Below are 18,830 nucleotides of genomic sequence, written 5' to 3'. Positions count from 1 at the left end.
AATCGGACCCGTCATCCTGCCTGAAATCCCGGCAAAATATGGGACAGTATTACTGTCCTACCTCCGAGATTGCCAAACTTTTTTCTATCACACAAGCACATCGGAGTCCCTGCCGGGATGCATGACTCACAACGTGAGAGATTGCCTCGTTTTCCCCGAGATCTTTGGCCGCAAAGAATCTCGTTCCGGCCCAAGCCCGGCCCATTCCTCGCCGGAATCCCCGGCAAGATAGGTCCCGAAACTGTCGAAGTTCGGGGCTGTGGATGACAGGGAGGCGGCCGATGAAGCTGTTCGCTTCGATTTGCGCGGGAACGGTCATGGCGGCGGGCATCGCCACCGTGCCTGCGCGCGCTCAGGTCATTCAGATTGTGCAGGCCAAGATTATTCAGGCCGCCGACGTCCTTAGAAGCGATGACGGTGCATATGACCGTGGCGCGTATGTCGGGCCGCCGGAGCCGGTGCCGATGGGAGACGACACCGTTATTCTCGCTCCGGATGAAATTCCGGGAATCCTGCGCCAGCAGGGCTTTTCCCAACTCGGCCCGGTTTTCCGGCGCGGCTGGGTCTACACCGTCGCGGTGCTGAACCAGAACGGCGACGACGGACGCCTGATCGTCGATGCACGCACCGGCGAGCCGATCCGCTTCGTCCCGGCCATGCGGATGGATTCGCGGTTGCGCGACGAACTCGACCGCATGTATGGGCCGCCGGGTCCGCCGCCCGCGCGGTTCGCGCAGCCTTATGGCAATCCGCCGCCGCGCCGGGATTATCCGTCGCGCACGGCAAGCCATGGCGTGCCGGCTGCTTCGGCGCATCACGCGGCGCCGCTCAAGCGCGCGGCGAAGGCGATCGCGAAGACGGCTCCGAAGCCCAATCCGACGACGACTGCGATTGCGCCAGCCAAGCCGTCGGCACCATCGTCTGCTGCACAAACGGCTCAATTGTCCGGAACGTCCGGCTCGGCCCCCAAGGATACGCCTAAGCCCGAGACAAAGGTTGAGGCCAAGCCTGCGCCGGATGCGGACACGATCGAGCTGAAGCCGACCGGGCCGATGCCGCCGGTACAGCCGATGGATTGAGACAACAAAAAGGGCGCCCGATGACCGGCCGCCCTTTTTGTTTCAAGGCTTCCAGAAGCCCGCCTGCTGCTTGGTCGCGATGTTGAGGCGATTCCAGACATTGATGCTGGCGATCGTCAGCAGCAGAGAGGCGATATCGGTCTCGTTGTAATGGCGTATCAGTTCGTCCCAGATTTTGTCGGGAACGGGATCGGCCCTGTCGCTGAGCCGCGTCATGGCCTCGGTGAGGGCGAGGGCTGCGCGTTCGGCCGCCGTGAAGTAGGGCGTGTCGCGCCAGGCCGCGACGGCAAAGAGCCGCTCATCGGTTTCGCCGGCTTTCTTCGCGATCCGCCAATGGCCGTCGATACAGACGCTGCATCCGTTGATCTGGCTGGCGCGCAGGCACAGCAGTTCATGGAATGTCACGGGGATATTGCCTTTCTTCGCCGCTTCATTGAGGGCGCCGAGCGCCTTCATGGCGTCGGGATTGAGCAAGGCCGGGTTGTTCATACGTGCTTGCATCGGAAATCTCCTTCTGACTTTTTGACGCTGTGGTTCCCGCCGATGTCACATTCGGCTGGATCGGTTCGTCAGGCAGGTGACGAAGCAGGCTGCGGAGATGTGACCGATGAGCGAACAAAATTTTCTGGCGGAGAGGTTCGAGGCCAACCGCGCGCATTTGCGGGCCGTCGCCTACCGGATGCTGGGCTCGCGCAGCGAGGCGGAGGACGCGGTTCAGGAGGCGTGGCTGCGGCTTGGCCGCGCCGACACCAATGAGATCAAAAATCTTGGCGGCTGGCTGACGACCGTGGTGGCGCGGATCTGTCTCGACATGCTGCGCGCGCGTAAGTCGCGGCGCGAGGAGCAGCTGGGGCCGCATGTTCCGGAACCCGCCGATAATGAAAACGGCGAACAGGAAATTGCGGATTCCATCGGCGCTGCACTGCTGATCGTGCTCGATACGCTGTCACCGGCCGAGCGTCTGGCCTTCGTGCTGCATGACATGTTCGCTGTGCCGTTCGAGGACATCGCGCCGATTGTCGGGCGTCAGCCTGCCGCCGCGCGGCAACTGGCGAGCCGCGCTCGCCGCCGCGTGCAAGGCGCTTCGGCAAAACCCGAGGTCGAGACGCCCGAGGCCGATCTCAGCCGTCAGCGCGTAATCGTCGATGCATTTCTTGCGGCCTCCAAGAATGGCGACTTTGAAGCGCTGTTGTCGGTGCTCGATCCGGAGGTCGTGTTCAGGTCGGATGCGGTGGCGGCGAAAATGGGCGGCGCGGTCGAATTGCGCGGTGCCGAGGCGGTGGCGAACACCTTCAAGGGGCGCGCGCAGGCGGCGCAGCCTGCGGTGGTCGATGGTGCAATGGCGATTGCGGTGGTGTTCGGCGGCCGGCTCCGCCTCGTGCTGGAGCTTCGCATCGTGGGCGACCGCATTGCCGGCATTCAGGCCGTCGCCGACCCGGACCGCATAAAGGGGTTCGACGTCGCGATCCTCAACACATGAAAAACGCCCCGGCGGATGCCGGGGCGCAGTTGCGGGAGACGTATGTCGTCGTGACGGGCGATCAGGCCGCCTGTTTGCCGTCCGTCGTGACGGGCTTCGGCGCCGGACCGTTGCTGATCGGAATCTGGCGCGGTTTGGCGGCTTCCGGAATCTCGCGAACGAGATCGACGTGAAGCAGGCCGTTCTCGAGCGAGGCGTTCTTCACCTGCACGAAATCGGCAAGCTGGAAGCTGCGCTCGAATGCGCGCGAGGCGATGCCGCGATACAGCACTTCGTTCTGGCTGTTCTCGTTCGCGACCTTCTCGCCCTTGATCGTCAGCGTGTTCTCCTTCGCAACGATGGAGATGTCATTTTGCGAGAAGCCGGAGACGGCGACCGTAATCCGGAAGTCGTTCTCGCCGGTCCGTTCGATGTTGTAGGGCGGATAGCCGTTGCCGCCGTCACCCGCGGCCTGATCGAGCAGCGAGAACAGCCGGTCGAAGCCGACGGTGGAACGATAGAAGGGGGTGAGATCGAAAGTACGCATGTTAGTCCTCCATTGAGCGACCGGCGCGTATGACACGAGAGGGATTCCGGCTGTCGGCCGGAAGGTTTGTCTCGCAAGCACAACGCGCGGCTCTTTTTCCAAAGAGCAGACAACCCGCCGGATTGGCCGGGTTTTCGTTCTGCGTGCAGCCTTAACTGGCCTGCACGAAACTGATATGGGTGAAGCAGAAAACGTGTTCAAGAGGGGCTGCGGCGAGTTTTCCGGCGCGTTCCGACCCGTTAACATTCGTGCCATCCCGTCTGGTTTTCCCTTCATGACGCTGCTTTCCATTCCTGCCAATCCGGTGCCGGACGATGTCGTTTCCGGCACCATCAAGGCCCGCGACGGCGTGGAGTTGCGTTTCGCGCGATGGGCGCCGCCCGCCGGGCGCAAGGGCACGGTCTGTGTCTTCACCGGGCGCGGCGAGTGCATCGAGAAATATTTCGAGACGGTGCGCGATCTGCGCGCGCGGGGCTTTGCGGTTGCGATGATCGACTGGCGGGGCCAAGGCCATTCGGCGCGGCAGTTGAGCGACTACCGCAAGGGCTATGTCCGTAGCTTCAGGGATTATGAGGCCGACGTCGCCGCTTTCGTGCAGCAGGTGGTGATGCCGGACTGCCCGCCGCCTTATTTCGCGCTGGCGCATTCGATGGGCGGCGCGGTGCTGTTGCGGGTGCTGCATGGCGGTTCGCGCTGGTTCGACCGTATCGTGATGACCGCGCCGATGATCGACCTGCCGGGCCGCACGACCGGCTGGCCGATCCGCACTTTGATCCGCACCATGCGGTTTGCCGGGATGGGCGGAAACTACATTCCGGGCGGCAGCAGTAAGCTGGTCGGCACCGGGCCGTTTGCGGAGAATCCGGTGACGAGCGATCCGGTGCGCTATGCGCGCAATGCTTCTATTCTGGAGGAAGACCCGACGCTCGGCATCGCCTCGCCGACGGTCGGGTGGACCGATGCCGCGTTCCGCACCATCCTCGGCTTCCGCGCGACGACCTATCCCTCGCGCATTCGCCAGCCGTTGCTGCTGATTGCGGCGAGCCATGACACCGTGGTGTCCACGGCGGCGATCGAGGAGTTCGCTTATCATCTGCGAACCGGATCGCATCTTGTGATCGCGGGGGCGAAACACGAGATCCTGCAGGAGCAGGATCGCTACCGCGCCCAGTTCTGGGCCGCGTTCGACGCCTTCGTTCCCGGCACGCCGCTGTTCTAGGATACGCCTGCCGACCTACAGCAGGTGCAACTGCACGATCTTGTTGATCGCCAGATAGGCGCCAAGGGCAATCATCGAATACAGGAACCAGCGCCGGAAGGTTTCGGGCGGCAATCGCCGCCGCAGCGTTTGGCCGAGATACATGCCGATCAGCGCCGTCGCGAGGCCGAGGGCTGACGGCAGGGCCACGTCGCGCGTGAGAAAGCCCGCGTGCGACAGGTTGAACAGCATCGCGGTGGTCGAGGTGGTGAAGAACACGCCGAGCGCCTGAATGAACTCGTCGCGTTCCATGCCGAGCGCCTGCAGGTAGGGCATGGTCGGGATCGCCTGCACGCCGGTCGCGGCGGCGATCAGTCCCGAGACGTAGCCGCAGACCGCGCCGATCCACGTCTCTTTCCCCTTCGGCAGATAGAACTGGGCGCGCGCCAGGGCGACGATAGAATACACCACGAGCAGGATGCCGAGCAGGATGGTGCCGTAAGGCGCGTAGGGGCCCGACAGGAAACCCATGCCCGACCAGACGCCGAGGCAGGTGCACAGCAAGAGCGGCCACAGCCTCCTGACGATGTCCTTCAGATAGGGGCCGCTGAAGGTCTGCCAGATGTTGGTCAGGATCGCCGGAACGATGACGATGGCGATCGCGTGGGCCGGCGGCATGCTGGTCGCGAGCAGGCCGATGACGATGGTCGGCAACGCCATGCCGATCACGCCTTTCACGAATCCGGCAAGCATGAAGACGAAAGCGATGGCGAAGAGAATCGGGTCAAGCATGGCGCGCACATTGACCGGGACGGCGGCTCCGCACAATCTGGAGGTTACGGAGAAAGCCTTCGGATAGGCCGAAGGCTGGTGGAAAAGCTGGTGCCGGTGCGGCCGTTCGATCTCATCGACCTCAACCTGTTCGTCGCCGTGGCCGAGGCGGGCAATATCACCCGCGCCGCGAGCCGCGCAGGCCTCGCGCTCGCCTCCGCCAGCGCGCGGATCAGGCATCTGGAAGAGGCGCTTGGCGTCACCCTGCTGGAGCGGCAGCGGCTCGGCGTAAAGTTGACGCCGGCCGGGGAAAAGCTGCTCGATCATGCGCGGCTGGTGCTGCATCAGGTGGCCGAGATGCGCAGCGAGGCCGCGTCCTATACCGGCGGCGTCAGGGGCCATATCCACGTCCTCGCCAACACCTCGGCGGCCAGCGAGCATCTGCCGCGAACGCTTGCGCCGTTTCTGGCGAAGCACCCGGCGATCAGCATCGATGTCGAGGAGCGCAAGAGCGCGGATATCGCGTTGGCGCTGGCCTCGGGCATCGGCGATATCGGCGTCGCCGTCGAAAGCGCGATGGGCGAAGGACTCGATCATTTCCGCTTCTGCGGCGACCGGCTGGTGCTGATCTGCGCGCGCACCGACGAACTGGCGCGGCGGCGGCAGATCGGGTTTGCCGGGATCGCGGATCGCCCTTTTGTCGGCCTCTCGGAAGGCTCCGCGCTGCAGGATCATCTCGCCGCCCATGCGGCGCGGCTCGGACGGCGGCTCAACATGCGCGCGCGGATCAAGACGTTCGACGCGATCGGGCGGCTGGTGGAGGCGGGCGCGGGTGTTGCGATCATTCCCGAGATCGCCGCGCGGCGTTGCGCGCAGGCCATGAAGATCAAGGCGGTGCGGATCAGCGATCCGTGGGCGGACCGGCAGTTGGCGATTGCGACGCGCGCCGGCCACGCCCTGCCGAAGGCGGCGCGGCAGCTTCTGGATTATCTGAAAACGGTCGCGCAGGCGTGAAGCGTCAGCCCTGCAGCATCTTCAGGACGGTGTCGTGCAGCCGCTTGTCGCCGGAGGCGACGATACGCCCGCCGTGTTCGGCACCTTCACCTTCCCACGTGGTCATGATGCCACCCGCGCCGTGCACGATCGGAATCAGCGCCGCGACATCGTGCGGCTTCAGCTCGGTCTCGATGACGATATCGAGATGACCGGCCGCGAGCATGCAATAGGAGTAGCAATCGCCGCCGTAGCGCGACAGCCGCACTTCCTGCTCGACATGTGAGAACTGCGCGCGGTCGGCGTCGTTCATCAGGCGGGGGCTCGTTGTGAACAATGTCGCCTCAGCCAACGAGGCGCAGCGGCGGGTGGAGAGTTTCCGTTTGCCGGTGCGGCCTTGATAGAGTGCCGCGCCGTTGTCGCCGGAAAACCGCTCGCCGATATAGGGCTGATGCATCATGCCATAGGCAGGCTGACCGCGATGGGTGAGCGCGATCAGCGTGCCCCAGATCGGCATCCCGGAAATGAACGACTTGGTGCCGTCGATCGGATCCAGCACCCAGACATATTCGGCGTCGGGGCGCTCGGTGCCGAATTCCTCGCCGATGATGCCGTGCTGGGGAAAGCTCTCCTTGATCATCCGCCGCATCACCGCTTCCGCGCCGCGGTCCGCCTCGGTGACGGGGTCGAGATCGCGTCCGGCATTCTTGTTGTCGATGCCGAGAGAGGTGCGGAAGAACGGCAGGATGGTGTCGCCGGAGGCCGAAGCCAGGCGTTCGATGAAGGCAGTAAAATCGATGACCGTCACGGAGAACCTTTTTGTTGTTTGCTGCTTTGGCCTGTGCGGCGCGTCGCTGCCTTGCCTGGAAGTCCTGGTTCAGCGTCCCGGAATCCGACGCCCTGAAAAAGAGTGTAGCCCGGAGCAAACGCCGGACAGCAAAAGAATACGCAACGCGCACAATTTCTGAGCAAAGATTCTATTCAAGCGCCGCAACATGAATGGCCGTCATAAGACTGACTTCATAATTCATAACTTGGTCTAAGATTTTGCTGTCCGGCCATGCGGTTAACATTATAACTGATTGAAATCACAGAGTCGTTATTGCGAACCGTCGTGCAGTTTTGCCGTTTCGGCATGTTCTGAACGCATGGCTAATTGAACGATTGGACTTGAATTTGGGTGCGGTGCAATGCATATTGATGCAACGCGATAGCGCGATGCGCTGTTGCTGCCCTCCTTGGGCGTTTCCTCCCTAGACTTAGGCCACTCGCTTGCGAGTGGCCTTTTTTCTTGCCCGCATGTTTTTTATCGAGCCCGCTGCCAGCCACGCAGAATTATGCGCTTCGAGCCGCGCCGAGCGTCGGGATGGATCGGCTTTATTCCGCCGCTGCCTCGAACGGGCCGGATGCATCGAAACGCAATGCTGTCAGTTCTTCCGCCAATGCGGAGAAATCGGCCGCCACTTTCCGGAATTGCGGGCCACGCTCGCGCCGCCGCTCGTCCATGTAGATCGCGCGGTTGAGCTCGATCTGGATCGCATGCAGGCCGCTTGCGGGATTGCCGTAATGCTCGGTGATGAAGCCGCCGGCATAGGGCTTGTTGCGCCCGACGCTGTAGCCGAGGTTGGTGAAGATGTCCTCGACCGTATCGGCGAGCGCCGCCGCGCATGAGGTGCCGTAGCGGTCGCCGAGCACGACGTCGGGGCGGCGCTTGTCCTCGCGCGACACGCCGACGGATGGCATCGAGTGGCAATCCGCGACGATGGCGTAGCCGAACAACTGCTGCGCCTTGGTCGCGAGCCGCCGCAACGCGCGATGATAGGGCTTGTAGAGCAGGTCGATCCGCGCCAGCGCCTCGTTCACCGACAGCCGCTCGCGATAGATTTCCTGCCCGTCGCCGATAACGCGCGGAATGGTCCCGAGCCCGCCCGCGACCCGCATCGAGCGGGTGTTGGCGAAGCTCGGCAGCCGGTCGTCGAACATCCGGGGATCGAGTTCATAGGGTTCGCGGTTGACGTCGACATAGCAGCGCGGAAAGTGCACCCGCATCACCGGAAAGCCCTCGTCGGCGAGGTGGCCGACGATCTCGTCCATGAAGGAATCCTCCGACCGGCGCAGCATGTCGTGGTCGATGCGCGTCGCGGCGAGGAATTCTGCCGGGTAGACCGAGCCGGAATGGGGTGAGTTGAAGATGATCGGGGCGCGCCACGTTTCCGGTTCGTGAATCTCGAACGGAGGAGAAATTGCGTCGTCAAACTCGTCGATCATTGGGCTCCTTCGGGTAGCCACGCCTCGGCACGGTGGCCGGCTGTGACACCCTTTTCTACAGCATCCCGATTGTCCATAAAGGCTTCCATTCGGGCAAGAGCGAGGGCACCTTCACCCGAAATTTACCCTCTGTCGGTCAGATGGGGGAACCAACCGAAATTCCCAACCCGGATTCCCGACTGCCATGAATATCCAGCATAAAATTCTCCTGGCCGAAGACGATAACGACATGCGCCGCTTTCTGGTGAAAGCGCTGGAGAATGCCGGTTTTCAGGTCTCGTCCTACGACAACGGACTGTCAGCCTATCAGAGGTTGCGGGAAGAACCCTTTGAAATGCTTCTAACCGATATCGTGATGCCGGAAATGGACGGGATCGAGCTCGCCCGCCGGGCCTCGGAACTCGATCCCGACATCAAAATCATGTTCATCACCGGCTTCGCTGCGGTGGCGCTGAATTCCGATTCGGAAGCCCCCAAGAACGCCAAGGTGCTGGCCAAGCCTGTGCATCTGCGCGAATTGGTGAGCGAAGTGAACAAGATGCTGGCCGCCTGAGAGTCAGGCCCGGATCAGCACCACCCCGAGCACCAAGAGGGCGCAACCGGCCAGCCGCGGCAGGTCGATGCTGTGCTGGGGCACGCCGAGAATGCCGTAATGGTCGAGCGCGACCGACATCAGCATCTGGCCGGTGACGAACAGCGCCAGCAGCGTGGCCGCGCCGAGCCGCGGCAAAAGCAGGATCGCGGCCACCACATAGACCGCGCCGAACAGGCCGCCGAACCATGACAGCCACGAGGTTTTGGCGATATCGGCGCCCGTCAGCCAGGACGAGCCGCTGATGAAAACGTACACCGCCATCGCGATCGCGCCGCCGACATAGCTGATGAAAGCCGCCCACGAGGCGGAATTGAGGGCCGCGCGCAGGTCGGCATTGACGGCGGCCTGGAAAACGATCGACGCCCCGGCGACGATGGCGAATGCCGCCAGAGTGAGAAATTCCAGAATCCCCATGCTGATACCCCACGAATCCCGCTTGATGGCCAATAGTGGCCTTCCGTGGCGGTCAGGGACTAGGCGACTTTCGGACATCGCGGCTTGCGCCGCTGGGACCAAATCGATATAGGGTCGGCTTCCCGAACAGATGGACCGGGTTGGACCGGGCGCGTAGCTCAGCGGGAGAGCACTTCCTTGACATGGAAGGGGTCACAGGTTCGATCCCTGTCGCGCCCACCATCTTTCCCTGCTAAGCGCCGGGACTTTTCGTAACATCCCGATTGCCTCCAGGTCGTCGGGTCATTCGGCCCTCGTCGTGGCCGAGCCATAAGTCCCGCCGTTTCCACGAAACCGGCGTTTCCCTCGACCTGCGAACGTGCGTTGCCATGAGGTGGCGGATCGTGTGTTGCGTAAACCGATCCATGTCGCGGGTGAGCGCGAGCCGTTGAACGCTCCTTTTTATGGTGGCGATTGTCTGTTGGTCTTAGACCATCCGCGATCCTGTCGTTGACGAGGATCAAGCCGCAATTGCAGGCGTTGATCGTTCTTAATTTTGATGATGGTCCGGCGTGCCCTGTCGGGAATGCAGCCGTGCAGTCATTGATTCAAATTCATGTTCGCGCGGCGATCGGGGCTTTCGGTAAAATTATATCGTACGAATGATTGTTTTAGTTTGCTTGAGTTTGTCGCTCCACAAAGAGGAGCGAGGCTTTACGGCAGATTGTCCATTACGGAATTCAAGCCGTGATGGAGGTTATCATGCTTACCCGCCGTACAATGCTCGCTTGCGCCGCCGTTTCAGCACTGTTGGTCACAGCTCCGGCATTGGCGGACGAACTGTCATCCCTGCCACACGTCAAGGTCAATCTGGTCGCGCCGCCTTTCATTCATCCGCATGAACAGGCCACCAAGGCTCCTCCCAGCGTCATCCAGTTCAGGATGGAGGTTCAGGAGAAGGAGCTGGTCATCGACAATGACGGCACCAAAATTCATGCCATGACCTTCAATGGCTCGGTGCCGGGCCCGATGATGGTGGTGCATCAGGGCGACTATGTCGAGTTGACGCTGATCAATCCCAGCACCAACACTTTGGCGCACAACATCGACTTCCATTCGTCCACTGGCGCGCTCGGCGGCGGTGCGTTGACGTTGATCAACCCCGGCGAACAGGTGGTGTTGCGATGGAAGGCAACTCGTGCCGGCGTGTTCGTCTATCACTGCGCGCCGGGCGGCTCGATGATTCCCTGGCATGTCGTTTCCGGCATGAACGGTGCCGTCATGGTGCTGCCGCGCGATGGACTGAAGGACGAGACCGGGAAGCCGCTGCACTACGACAAGGCGTACTACATCGGTGAGCAGGACTTCTACGTGCCGCGCGATGACAAGGGTAAGTACAAGACCTATGCATCGGCGGGGGATTCCTATCCCGACACGGTCGAAGTGATGCGGAAGCTCATTCCCACCCATGAAGTGTTCAACGGCCGGGTCGATTCGCTCACCGGCAAGAACGCCCTTCAGGCCAAAGTCGGGGAGAGGGTGCTGATCATCCATTCCCAGGCAAACCGGGACACGCGGCCTCATCTGATCGGCGGGCACGGAGACTATGTGTGGGAGACGGGCAAGTTCGCCAATCCGCCCGAGAAGGATCTCGAGACGTGGTTCATTCGTGGAGGCTCTGCGGGAGCTGCGCTCTACACGTTCCGCCAGCCGGGCATCTACGCATATGTGAATCACAACCTGATCGAGGCTGTGGAGCTTGGCGCGACCGCGCAATTCAAGGTCGATGGCAAGTGGGATGACGATCTGATGAAGCAGGTTCAGCCGCCGTCTCCGATCAAGCCGGCCGACAAGCTTGGTGCCTTGCAAAGGCCTCAAGGGAACATCTGATAGCGCAATGAAGGCAGGCAGTTTCCCGCTTCGGGAAACTGCCGATGGGGCCGATATCATGCTGACGCTGTTTTCGACGAAAGCCCTTCTCAAAATCACACTGGTCTCGTTTTTGCCGTTGGCTGCGGCCGGAGCGCCTTTCGCTTTTCATCGCGCTCCGGGTCAGGCGGTGACCGCGATTGAAACCGTCACGCTCGCGCCTGCGGAATTCTCCTATCGCGTCGCTGGCGATTTCAGCCGCGACCGGATGCCGGTGAACGCGCCGTTGGTTCGATCGCGACTTCCGGATTCACTGGTCATCATGAAAGCAGAAGTCAGCGAAGCGGACTTCGGCCGTTGTGTGCAGGATGGAGCTTGCCGGGTGATCGCACAGGCTGGTTCGCTGCGATCCGACGTTCCGGTGACCGGCGTAAGCTGGGAGGATGCCATCGCCTATGCGCAATGGCTGTCCGGGAAGACCGGCGAAGTGTGGCGCTTGCCGACAGACGAAGAATGGGTCTTTGCCGCGGGATCGCGCGCCAAAGACGATGCGATCGAAACCGATACGACGGATTTCAGCCAGCGCTGGCTTGCCAAATACGAGCAGGAATCCGCGCGCGAGCGCAATGGTGACCGCGGGCCGCGTACGACCGGAAGTTTTGGCATCAACGAGCATGGCTTGCTGGATGTTGCCGGAAATGTCTGGGAATGGACCGATACCTGCTTCATCCGGCACGATCTGGATTCCCAGAATCGCCCTGTCGGTGAGGCCACGACAAACTGCGGCGTGCGCGTGGTCCAGGGTGCGCATCGCAGCTATGTCAGCTCGTTCATTCGCGATGCGCGAGGCGGCGGTTGCAGCACTGGTACGCCGCCCGATAATCTGGGATTTCGCCTCGTTCGCGATGACCGGTCATGGTTGAAGCGTATGGTGGGGCGCGCATTCGAGCAATTGAAGCCAGCGGCCTGACACGGGAGCTGACGGCCCCGCGCTATCGTATCAAATACAAAAAGGAATGCCGCGGTTACGTTGCGCGTTCTGGGTCATGTCGTAATCTGGCGGTAGATCGCTGGCAGAGCTGCGGGAAGTCGCGCGATGTCCCGGACGATCGAATAGGCGCCGCGCCCGAAGATATGCGGAAAGTAATCGCGGGCGTTCTCGTCGATGGTGACGCCGAACACCCGCAAGCCGGCCTTTCGGGCTTCGCGAATCGCCATTCGGGTATCCTCGATTCCGTAGCGGCCTTCGTAATGATCGATGTCGTTCGGCTTTCCATCGGTCAGCAGCAACAGTAGCTTGTGCCGTTGTGGCCGCTGTGCCAGTTCTGTGGTGACATGGCGAACGGCGGCTCCGATGCGGGTATATTGCCCCGGCGTCAACGCTTCGATTCTGCGAATGATCCGCCGGTCGAGAGGCTCGTCAAACTCCTTGATCGTTGAGACTGTCACGCTCGTGCGGCGTCGCGAGGTGAACGTATAGATGGCGTGTTCGTCGCCGCATGCCGTGAGACCATGTGTCAGCGCCAGCAGCGCGCCTTTCTCGACATCAAGAACCCGGCGATCCTGCATCCATGCGTCGGTTGAAAGCGAAACGTCCATCAGGACGGCGAGTGAGAGATCGCGCGCTGCCGGCCGCGCATCGATGAATACGCGATCGGTTCCGGCTTCGCCGGCGCGACGGTCGGCGATCGTCCTGACAAGCATGGACAGATCGAGATCGTCGCCGTCGGGCTGGGCGTGGATGGTTTGGCGGCGTGGCCGCAGGGCCTCGAACTGACGGCGCACGTAACGGATATTCCGCTGTGTAAGGGGATCTGCCGACCAGTCTTCGCCTTCTTCCGGGGCGGGCCCGGCGATTACCCGGCAATAATCGGGGCGGTAGGCTTGCCGCTTCCAGTCCCACTCCGGATAAACCCGTTCCGCAATCAGAGGCGTTGTTTCTGCCTCGCGCGGCGCCAGATCGAGATCGATTTTCAGGCGCGTTGCAGGGTTCTTCTTGTTGGAGCCGATCGTCAGCTCCGGCGTGTCCTCGGCGGCCTGGCGAGCGGAGTCCTCGTCGTCGTCCTCGACCTCGCGGTTGACGTTGATCATTTCGGCAAGGCTGAAAATGGTCTCGAAACGATGCAACATCAGTGGATCGCCCCTGTCGCTGCGGTCGGTCGATTTCCTGATGCCGGTGCGTCGCTTTGCATCGGGGGTAATGGCATCGCCGCCGGAATCGTCGGCCTCGGTATCGGGCGTGCCGGCGCCATCGGCGGCGATCTCACCCCACATCGGCACCGGCAACCATGTCCGGTAACCGCGCGGCGCGACAAATGTATCGAATTGGGTATTCGTGGCGATGGCCTGCAGGATTCCGTCATGCTCCGGTGTGGCCGCGTTCAGCAGGCTGATGATAGCCGCCTCGATCTCGGCCTCCATCTTGGGCAATCCGCGCCTGGGCCTCACCTGCAGCGTTGCGGCTCGCAATCGTGCGTAGATTGGTGCGAGGCCCGGCCATGCAGCGAGCGCCGCGCGCGTTGTCCGTAGCGCCGCTTGCAGACGATAAAGGTCGCTCCGCAACGGGTCGCTGTGATGACGCGGCTCCGTGGCATGGGCGAACCATGCGGCCAGCCATTCATAGAGCGCCTCGTTGTCGCGTCTGTCGGGGAACAGATCGATCCGTGCAGGCAGGCGCAGCGTGCTGGTATCGAGTGTCGGGCGCTCCAGCGCCTCTGTTCCGAGACCCACGGCCTGCTTGAGGCTCAGCCTGTGCCGGGAATGAGTTGCGGCGCCTGCCACGATGCGAATGGCGCCATCGCCTCCGAAGGCCCGGAACAACAACCCGATGCGTGTGCGCATGCTGTCGAGCGTCACAGCCGCGTCGGGATAGCCGCGATAGCTGCGGGACGAGCCGATCAGACGATGCCAGTATCGCCCGATCGTCTCTTCCGGCTCGAAGAGTGACATTGGAAGACTATCCCAGTGCGATCTGCGCGACGCGCTTCAATCCATCCACGATTTCCGGATCGTCGGATAGCGGCTCGATCAGGGCGACGCGCAGCGCGGTGTCGTAATCCACGCGGTCGCGGATCAGCACGGCGCAGTAAACCACCAGCCGCGTCGAAGCGCCTTCCTCGATGTCCTGTCCCTTCAGGCCGCGAAGCGCCTGGGCGACCTTGACCAGAGGAATGCAGCGGTCCTGCGGCAGGCCGCTTTCATGAGAAACGATCGCGGCCTCGACTTCCAGCGTGGGAAAGCCGAACTCCATGGACAGAAAACGCTGTCGCGTGCTTGGTTTCAATGTTTTCAGCACATTCTGGTAGCCGGGATTATAGGAGGCCACGAGCATGAACTCAGGTGGAGCCTGCAGCAATTCGCCGGTGCGCTCGAGCGGCAATGTGCGCCGGTCGTCTGTGACGGGATGCAGAACGACCGTGACGTCCTTGCGCGCTTCGACGACCTCATCGAGATAACAGATCGCACCTTCGCGCACGGCGCGCGTGAGAGGGCCGTCCGCCCAGACGGTATCGCCACCTTTCAGGAGATAGCGGCCGGTCAGGTCGGCGGCGGTCAGGTCGTCATGACACGACACAGTATAAAGAGGCCGGCCGAGCCGCGCCGCCATATGGGCGACGAAGCGGGTTTTCCCGCAGCCTGTCGGTCCTTTGAGCAGGACCGGCAGGTGATTGCGGTAAGCGTGTTCGAAAATCTCGCATTCCGAGCCGGTCGGTGCATAGAACGGCAAGTCAGGTTCTTTTTCCGCAGTGTTGACGCTCTTCAGCATGGAAGTATTCCTTGTGGCATTGAAGCCGTTACTTGGCCGCCTGCAGCGGCATGCTGATGTGAGCTGGCTGCTCCTCCTTCACCGGTCCGAAGATTGAGTAAAGGAACAGCAGGCACGAGATCAGGACGAACACTCCGGAGCCGAGGCGCATCCAGTAGAACAGCACAAGTTGGTCCTGCACCTCCATGTAGCTCATGCCCAGCACGCGCTGCAGGTGCACTTGCACGACACCGGCGAAGGTCAGGGTGAAAGTCATGAACGCCATGGCAGACGTCATGATCCAGAAGCTCCACATATTGAGCACTTGGTTGTAGGGCTTCCGGTTGCGCAAATAAGGCATGGCGTAGGAGATCATCGCCAGATTGAGCATCACATAGGCACCGAAGAAGGCGAGGTGGCCGTGGGCTGCAGTGACCTGGGTGCCGTGGCTGTAATAGTTGATGAAGGACAGCGTGTGCATGAAGCCCCACACGCCGGCTCCGAAGAATGCGCCGACGGTGCAACCGAGCGACCACAGCATCGCTGCCTTGTTGGGATGGTCGCGGCGGCCCTTCCAGACCATATTGAAGGCGAAGATCACCATGGCGAAGAACGGCGCGACCTCGAAGGTCGAGAAGATGCTGCCGATCCATTGCCAGTAGCCCGGCGCGCCGATCCAGTAATAATGATGTCCGGTGCCCAGCAGGCCGGAAAACAGTGCCAGGCCGACGATGGCGTAGAGCCACTTCTCGATCACTTCGCGATCGACGCCGGTCATCTTGATCATCAGGAAGGCGAGCACGGATGCCATCACGAGCTCCCACACGCCCTCGACCCAGAGGTGGACGACGTACCACCAGTAGACCTTGTCGAGCGCGATGTTGCCCGGATTGTAGAAGGCGAACAGCCAGAACACCGCGATGCCCCACATGCCGAGCAGCAGCACGTTGCCAATCGCGGTCTTGCGGCCCTTCAGGATCGTCATTGAGACGTTGTAGAGATAGATCAGCGCCACCACGACGATCGCGCCCTTGATCCAGAGCGGCTGCTCAAGGAATTCGCGCCCTTCATGGACGCCCAGAAGATAGCCGGCGACCGCCGCCAGCGCACCGAACATCAGGAGCCCAAGCTGCACATAGGCAAGGAACGGGCTCTCGATGTCGCGTTCGGCCTCCTCGGGAATGAGGTAATAGCCGCAGCCGAAAAATCCCATCAGCAACCACACGATCAGCGCATTGGTGTGGATCATGCGCAAGACGTTGAAGGGGATGATGTTGGCGAGGAAATTCGGGAAGACATAGACGGTGCCCGCCAATGTGCCGAATATGATCTGCACGCCGAACAGAATCATGGCGCAGGTGAAGTAGGCCAGAGCGACCCGTTGAGTTGGATATTTCATTGTCTTTGGCTCCTCAGCCCGAGGTCTTCGGCGGCCAGCCTTGCGTTTTGACGCGGCTGGTAAATTCCAGGAAATCGATCAGATCGTTCACTTCCTGATCGGTCAGGTGAAAATCCGGCATCTGCCGGCGTCCTTCGATGCCGCTCGGCTGCGAGTGCATCCAGGCCGTCAGCGCTTCCCGTGCGCCGGTGGGATCCTCGCGGCCGCCATAGCGCACCCAGACGTTTCCGAGTTCAGGGGCGAAATAAGCGCCTTCGCCAAGCAGGGTGTGGCAGTTGATGCACGCATTCTTCTCCCACACGTGCTTGCCGCGCTGAACGCTATCCGTCAGCGTTGCCTCGTCTGTGCTGGATGTGCGGATGTAGTAGTGCGTCTGTGCTGTCAGGCCTATGAAGACGATAAAAAAGAAGATCGAGCCCCCATAGAAAATATTTCTGGCGGCCGCTTTGGTAAATCTCTCACTCATTGAACAGCCGTTCCTTTGTGTAAGCAGAGACCCGTATGTCGTTCTGCGGCGTCAGTGTTCATTTGCCGGAGCGGTTGTCCGACGCGGCCGGAATATAGGTAAAAATTTGCTTCGCTCTTTGCGCCAGAACAAGGAAGGCGAGGGAAGTCGAGCTTCATGTCATTTGCGCGCAACCCGATCCGGGTTTTCGCGATGCGATTGTTTTGACATGGTGGAGACAGGCTTGATCCAGCGCTCGAATGACAACGTGGAGGTGGCGGTGGCGCCCGCTGACTGGGGGCCGTTGTCTGCGCTGCCTGGCAATCCAATGATGTGGATTCTGATCCTCGGAGAGATCGCCGTATTCGGGGTGTTTCTTGTTGGCTTTTCCGTCGCGCGTGTGCTGGATCCGCAATTATTCGACAACTCGCGATTCCACCTCAGTGCGTTGCTTGCCGGAATCAATACGCTTGTACTGGTGACCAGCGGCTTTCTCGTCGCTGCCGCTGTTTTTCAACGGCGGCACAACGGGCCGGGCAGGTTGTTCCTTGCTGCCGGGATGGTGCTTGGAACAATCTTCCTCGCGATCAAGGGTGTGGAGTACACGCAGCTTTTCAACGAAGGAATTGGTATCGAAACCAATACGTTCTTCAGACTGTACTTTATGATCACCGGCTTTCACGCGTTGCATATCGTTCTCGGCCTTCTGATCCTTGGAATCGTCTTCTTCGCCAACAGCGTGGAGAATATGGAAACAGGGGCGGCCTTCTGGCACATGCTCGATATGATCTGGGTGCTGATTTACCCGATCGTCTACCTGTTGCATTGACAGTGGCGGTGCTGACAAAAATCTGGATTGTGCTGGTCGCGTTGACGATCGCAACGATGAGCGTGGGCGCATCGCAAGGCCGCCTGCTGCCATTCATGATTCAAGCCGCGTTGATTCTGGCGGTCGCGGGCTTCAAAGCCTCGGCGATCCTGAATTATTTTCTGGATCTGCGTTCGAGCTCACGCGGATGGCGGCTGTTGTTCTCGATTTATCTGGTCATGCTCGGCGGATCGGTTCTCGCCATTCATGCCATTGGCTGCACCCTTGCGCATGGGGGATGCATACTCCTGAGCTATGAGGCCATACGATGAATGAAGCACAGCTCGGATTGGTCATTTCCACTCCGGCGATTCTTGCCTTTATCGTCTTCATGTATCGCAAGGGCGCGATGAATCTTCCGGGAGCTTTTGCAGCTGCTTTTATGTCAGTTGCCATCGCGACAATGCTTTTTCTTTCACAGTAGAAGTGGAAGGAGGGGTGCATTGGCTAGCTCGGTTCGTCGGAAATAGTTTCCAGCATGTTCGGTTTGCACACGACCACCTGACGTCGCCCGCAATCGACGATACCAAGGTCCTCCCATCTGCTGAGGATCCTGCTGACTGTATGAAGTGTCGTGCCGGCCATCTCGGCGAGATCCTGGCGAGATAGAGGGAACGCTATTTCAATCCCGCGTGCGGTACGGCGGCCTGCCTGATTTGCCAGCCTCAGGACGGTATGGCCGATGCGACGTTCGACTTTCTCGGTCGAAAGCTCAAGAAGCCGAAGCTGGATTTCATGGTAGCGCGCCGACAGCACGGCAAGCGCGTTCATGGTGACAGCCGGGTGCTGTTCCATGATTTTCCAGATCGTTTCGCTGCTCCAGCCGACTAAATGAGAATCGTCAACGGCTGTGACCGTGCTGGGATGGACAACGCCACGGGCGAGAGTGGCGTGACCGGCCATTTCCCCCGGAGCGAGATAGCGGATGATGATCTGCTGACCGTCCGGAGTCGTTTGGGTGGCGCGAAGGCGACCTGCAATGACGCTGAACAGGGATGATGCACTGTCGCCCTGCTGGAATAGCACCTCGCCGCTGGCGAGCTTGGTGCGAAACCCCGCAGATTGAATCTCGATCAATGTCGCCGGAGTTACATCACGGAACAACTCGGTCCGACCGAGAATATTGAGGTCGGAATGATGCGCCATGTGACGGGCTTCGTCGGTTTCAGGTCTGATGATGAATGATCACCGCCGCAATGTA

At 61.1% G+C, this 18,830-nt stretch carries 21 protein-coding genes and 1 tRNA gene; 11 read left to right on the top strand and 11 right to left on the bottom strand.

Annotated elements, in window-relative coordinates:
• Positions 1–281 precede the first annotated feature (281 nt).
• Positions 282–1,079 (top strand): hypothetical protein, encoded by a 798-nt coding sequence (locus AFIDRAFT_RS02340; RefSeq protein ID WP_009337422.1) that lies wholly within the window; start codon positions 282–284, stop codon positions 1,077–1,079.
• A 42-nt stretch (positions 1,080–1,121) separates the two neighbouring features.
• Here AFIDRAFT_RS02340 and AFIDRAFT_RS02335 read toward each other — a convergent pair whose 3' ends face one another.
• A complete protein-coding gene (locus AFIDRAFT_RS02335; RefSeq protein WP_009337421.1) occupies positions 1,122–1,580 on the bottom strand; it encodes a carboxymuconolactone decarboxylase family protein in 459 nt (152 codons plus the stop codon).
• A gap of 106 nt (positions 1,581–1,686) precedes the next feature.
• Here AFIDRAFT_RS02335 and AFIDRAFT_RS02330 point away from each other — a divergent pair, with 106 nt between their 5' ends.
• Positions 1,687–2,559 carry a sigma-70 family RNA polymerase sigma factor gene (locus tag AFIDRAFT_RS02330; RefSeq protein ID WP_009337420.1) on the top strand — a complete coding sequence of 291 codons (873 nt, stop codon included), beginning with the start codon at positions 1,687–1,689 and terminating at the stop codon, positions 2,557–2,559.
• Between the two features lie 61 nt (positions 2,560–2,620).
• Here the strand turns inward: AFIDRAFT_RS02330 and AFIDRAFT_RS02325 are convergent, their stop codons facing one another.
• Positions 2,621–3,085, bottom strand: a complete 465-nt coding sequence (locus AFIDRAFT_RS02325; protein WP_009337419.1) for an Hsp20 family protein — start codon at positions 3,083–3,085, stop codon at positions 2,621–2,623.
• Positions 3,086–3,359: 274 nt separating this feature from the next.
• Between AFIDRAFT_RS02325 and AFIDRAFT_RS02320 the strand changes: the two genes are divergently transcribed.
• A complete protein-coding gene (locus AFIDRAFT_RS02320; RefSeq protein ID WP_040297733.1) occupies positions 3,360–4,304 on the top strand; it encodes an alpha/beta fold hydrolase in 945 nt (314 codons plus the stop codon).
• Between the two features lie 15 nt (positions 4,305–4,319).
• Here AFIDRAFT_RS02320 and AFIDRAFT_RS02315 read toward each other — a convergent pair whose 3' ends face one another.
• Entirely contained in the window at positions 4,320–5,075 is a 756-nt protein-coding gene (locus AFIDRAFT_RS02315) for a sulfite exporter TauE/SafE family protein (RefSeq protein ID WP_009337417.1), read from the bottom strand.
• 96 nt (positions 5,076–5,171) lie between these two features.
• Here AFIDRAFT_RS02315 and AFIDRAFT_RS02310 point away from each other — a divergent pair, with 96 nt between their 5' ends.
• Positions 5,172–6,068: a LysR family transcriptional regulator gene (locus AFIDRAFT_RS02310; RefSeq protein WP_040297975.1), complete on the top strand. Its 897-nt coding sequence runs from the start codon at positions 5,172–5,174 to the stop codon at positions 6,066–6,068.
• A gap of 4 nt (positions 6,069–6,072) precedes the next feature.
• On the opposite strand, the gene hisN is transcribed toward AFIDRAFT_RS02310, so the two are convergent.
• Entirely contained in the window at positions 6,073–6,855 is a 783-nt protein-coding gene (gene hisN, locus AFIDRAFT_RS02305) for a histidinol-phosphatase (RefSeq protein WP_009337415.1), read from the bottom strand.
• 569 nt (positions 6,856–7,424) lie between these two features.
• On the bottom strand, positions 7,425–8,312 hold the full coding sequence (locus tag AFIDRAFT_RS02300) for an N-formylglutamate amidohydrolase (protein ID WP_197083237.1): 888 nt from the start codon (positions 8,310–8,312) through the stop codon (positions 7,425–7,427).
• 187 nt (positions 8,313–8,499) lie between these two features.
• On the opposite strand from AFIDRAFT_RS02300, the gene cpdR reads away from it, so the two are divergent.
• Positions 8,500–8,868, top strand: coding sequence for a cell cycle two-component system response regulator CpdR (cpdR, locus tag AFIDRAFT_RS02295; protein WP_002718512.1), 369 nt, complete (start codon positions 8,500–8,502; stop codon positions 8,866–8,868).
• A gap of 3 nt (positions 8,869–8,871) precedes the next feature.
• Here cpdR and AFIDRAFT_RS02290 read toward each other — a convergent pair whose 3' ends face one another.
• A complete protein-coding gene (locus AFIDRAFT_RS02290) occupies positions 8,872–9,324 on the bottom strand; it encodes a DMT family transporter (protein ID WP_040297729.1) in 453 nt (150 codons plus the stop codon).
• A gap of 147 nt (positions 9,325–9,471) precedes the next feature.
• On the opposite strand from AFIDRAFT_RS02290, the gene AFIDRAFT_RS02285 reads away from it, so the two are divergent.
• From AFIDRAFT_RS02285 to AFIDRAFT_RS02275, 3 genes are all read left to right on the top strand, one after another.
• Positions 9,472–9,546 (top strand) — tRNA-Val (locus tag AFIDRAFT_RS02285).
• Between the two features lie 519 nt (positions 9,547–10,065).
• Positions 10,066–11,193 (top strand): copper-containing nitrite reductase, encoded by a 1,128-nt coding sequence (nirK, locus tag AFIDRAFT_RS02280; protein WP_009337412.1) that lies wholly within the window; start codon positions 10,066–10,068, stop codon positions 11,191–11,193.
• Between the two features lie 7 nt (positions 11,194–11,200).
• On the top strand, positions 11,201–12,142 hold the full coding sequence (locus AFIDRAFT_RS02275) for an SUMF1/EgtB/PvdO family nonheme iron enzyme (protein WP_009337411.1): 942 nt from the start codon (positions 11,201–11,203) through the stop codon (positions 12,140–12,142).
• A 74-nt stretch (positions 12,143–12,216) separates the two neighbouring features.
• Here AFIDRAFT_RS02275 and AFIDRAFT_RS02270 read toward each other — a convergent pair whose 3' ends face one another.
• Genes AFIDRAFT_RS02270 through AFIDRAFT_RS02255 form a run of 4 tightly spaced genes read right to left on the bottom strand, consistent with a single transcriptional unit; the run spans position 12,217 to position 16,782 of the window.
• On the bottom strand, positions 12,217–14,121 hold the full coding sequence (locus tag AFIDRAFT_RS02270) for a nitric oxide reductase activation protein NorD (RefSeq protein WP_009337410.1): 1,905 nt from the start codon (positions 14,119–14,121) through the stop codon (positions 12,217–12,219).
• 7 nt (positions 14,122–14,128) lie between these two features.
• Entirely contained in the window at positions 14,129–14,938 is an 810-nt protein-coding gene (locus AFIDRAFT_RS02265; protein ID WP_009337409.1) for a CbbQ/NirQ/NorQ/GpvN family protein, read from the bottom strand.
• A 28-nt stretch (positions 14,939–14,966) separates the two neighbouring features.
• Entirely contained in the window at positions 14,967–16,316 is a 1,350-nt protein-coding gene (locus AFIDRAFT_RS02260) for a cbb3-type cytochrome c oxidase subunit I (protein WP_009337408.1), read from the bottom strand.
• 13 nt (positions 16,317–16,329) lie between these two features.
• Entirely contained in the window at positions 16,330–16,782 is a 453-nt protein-coding gene (locus tag AFIDRAFT_RS02255; RefSeq protein WP_009337407.1) for a c-type cytochrome, read from the bottom strand.
• Positions 16,783–17,005: 223 nt separating this feature from the next.
• On the opposite strand from AFIDRAFT_RS02255, the gene AFIDRAFT_RS02250 reads away from it, so the two are divergent.
• From AFIDRAFT_RS02250 to AFIDRAFT_RS19945, 3 genes are read left to right on the top strand one after another with little or no spacing between them, the layout of a single operon-like run.
• The gene (locus AFIDRAFT_RS02250; protein WP_244469034.1) at positions 17,006–17,590 is read left to right on the top strand and encodes a cytochrome c oxidase subunit 3; all 585 of its coding nucleotides are present in this window, start codon (positions 17,006–17,008) and stop codon (positions 17,588–17,590) included.
• An 8-nt stretch (positions 17,591–17,598) separates the two neighbouring features.
• Positions 17,599–17,901, top strand: coding sequence for a cytochrome C oxidase subunit IV family protein (locus AFIDRAFT_RS02245; RefSeq protein WP_245258100.1), 303 nt, complete (start codon positions 17,599–17,601; stop codon positions 17,899–17,901).
• Complete coding sequence (locus tag AFIDRAFT_RS19945) at positions 17,898–18,053, top strand: hypothetical protein (RefSeq protein WP_009337404.1); 156 nt, start codon at positions 17,898–17,900, stop codon at positions 18,051–18,053. The genes AFIDRAFT_RS02245 and AFIDRAFT_RS19945 overlap by 4 nt, the downstream gene beginning before the upstream one ends.
• A gap of 23 nt (positions 18,054–18,076) precedes the next feature.
• Here the strand turns inward: AFIDRAFT_RS19945 and AFIDRAFT_RS02240 are convergent, their stop codons facing one another.
• Positions 18,077–18,775 carry a Crp/Fnr family transcriptional regulator gene (locus tag AFIDRAFT_RS02240; RefSeq protein ID WP_009337403.1) on the bottom strand — a complete coding sequence of 233 codons (699 nt, stop codon included), beginning with the start codon at positions 18,773–18,775 and terminating at the stop codon, positions 18,077–18,079.
• Positions 18,776–18,830 lie beyond the last annotated feature (55 nt).

The sequence above is a fragment of the Afipia sp. 1NLS2 genome (assembly GCF_000178995.1).
In the GTDB taxonomy this organism is placed as follows: domain Bacteria; phylum Pseudomonadota; class Alphaproteobacteria; order Rhizobiales; family Xanthobacteraceae; genus Afipia.
This window is presented reverse-complemented; position numbering and strand designations above follow the sequence as displayed.

Bases quoted from the DNA above. Each gene is read 5' to 3' on its own strand.
- AFIDRAFT_RS02275 (WP_009337411.1), top strand. From the start codon at position 11,201: ATGAAGGCAGGCAGTTTCCCGCTTCGGGAAACTGCCGATGGGGCCGAT.
- AFIDRAFT_RS02240 (WP_009337403.1), bottom strand. From the start codon at position 18,775: ATGGCGCATCATTCCGACCTCAATATTCTCGGTCGGACCGAGTTGTTC.
- AFIDRAFT_RS19945 (WP_009337404.1), top strand. From the start codon at position 17,898: ATGAATGAAGCACAGCTCGGATTGGTCATTTCCACTCCGGCGATTCTT.
- AFIDRAFT_RS02330 (WP_009337420.1), top strand. From the start codon at position 1,687: ATGAGCGAACAAAATTTTCTGGCGGAGAGGTTCGAGGCCAACCGCGCG.
- AFIDRAFT_RS02320 (WP_040297733.1), top strand. From the start codon at position 3,360: ATGACGCTGCTTTCCATTCCTGCCAATCCGGTGCCGGACGATGTCGTT.
- AFIDRAFT_RS02265 (WP_009337409.1), bottom strand. From the start codon at position 14,938: ATGCTGAAGAGCGTCAACACTGCGGAAAAAGAACCTGACTTGCCGTTC.
- AFIDRAFT_RS02335 (WP_009337421.1), bottom strand. From the start codon at position 1,580: ATGCAAGCACGTATGAACAACCCGGCCTTGCTCAATCCCGACGCCATG.
- AFIDRAFT_RS02270 (WP_009337410.1), bottom strand. From the start codon at position 14,121: ATGTCACTCTTCGAGCCGGAAGAGACGATCGGGCGATACTGGCATCGT.
- AFIDRAFT_RS02260 (WP_009337408.1), bottom strand. From the start codon at position 16,316: ATGAAATATCCAACTCAACGGGTCGCTCTGGCCTACTTCACCTGCGCC.
- AFIDRAFT_RS02290 (WP_040297729.1), bottom strand. From the start codon at position 9,324: ATGGGGATTCTGGAATTTCTCACTCTGGCGGCATTCGCCATCGTCGCC.
- AFIDRAFT_RS02315 (WP_009337417.1), bottom strand. From the start codon at position 5,075: ATGCTTGACCCGATTCTCTTCGCCATCGCTTTCGTCTTCATGCTTGCC.
- cpdR (WP_002718512.1), top strand. From the start codon at position 8,500: ATGAATATCCAGCATAAAATTCTCCTGGCCGAAGACGATAACGACATG.
- nirK (WP_009337412.1), top strand. From the start codon at position 10,066: ATGCTTACCCGCCGTACAATGCTCGCTTGCGCCGCCGTTTCAGCACTG.
- AFIDRAFT_RS02255 (WP_009337407.1), bottom strand. From the start codon at position 16,782: ATGAGTGAGAGATTTACCAAAGCGGCCGCCAGAAATATTTTCTATGGG.
- AFIDRAFT_RS02325 (WP_009337419.1), bottom strand. From the start codon at position 3,085: ATGCGTACTTTCGATCTCACCCCCTTCTATCGTTCCACCGTCGGCTTC.
- AFIDRAFT_RS02340 (WP_009337422.1), top strand. From the start codon at position 282: ATGAAGCTGTTCGCTTCGATTTGCGCGGGAACGGTCATGGCGGCGGGC.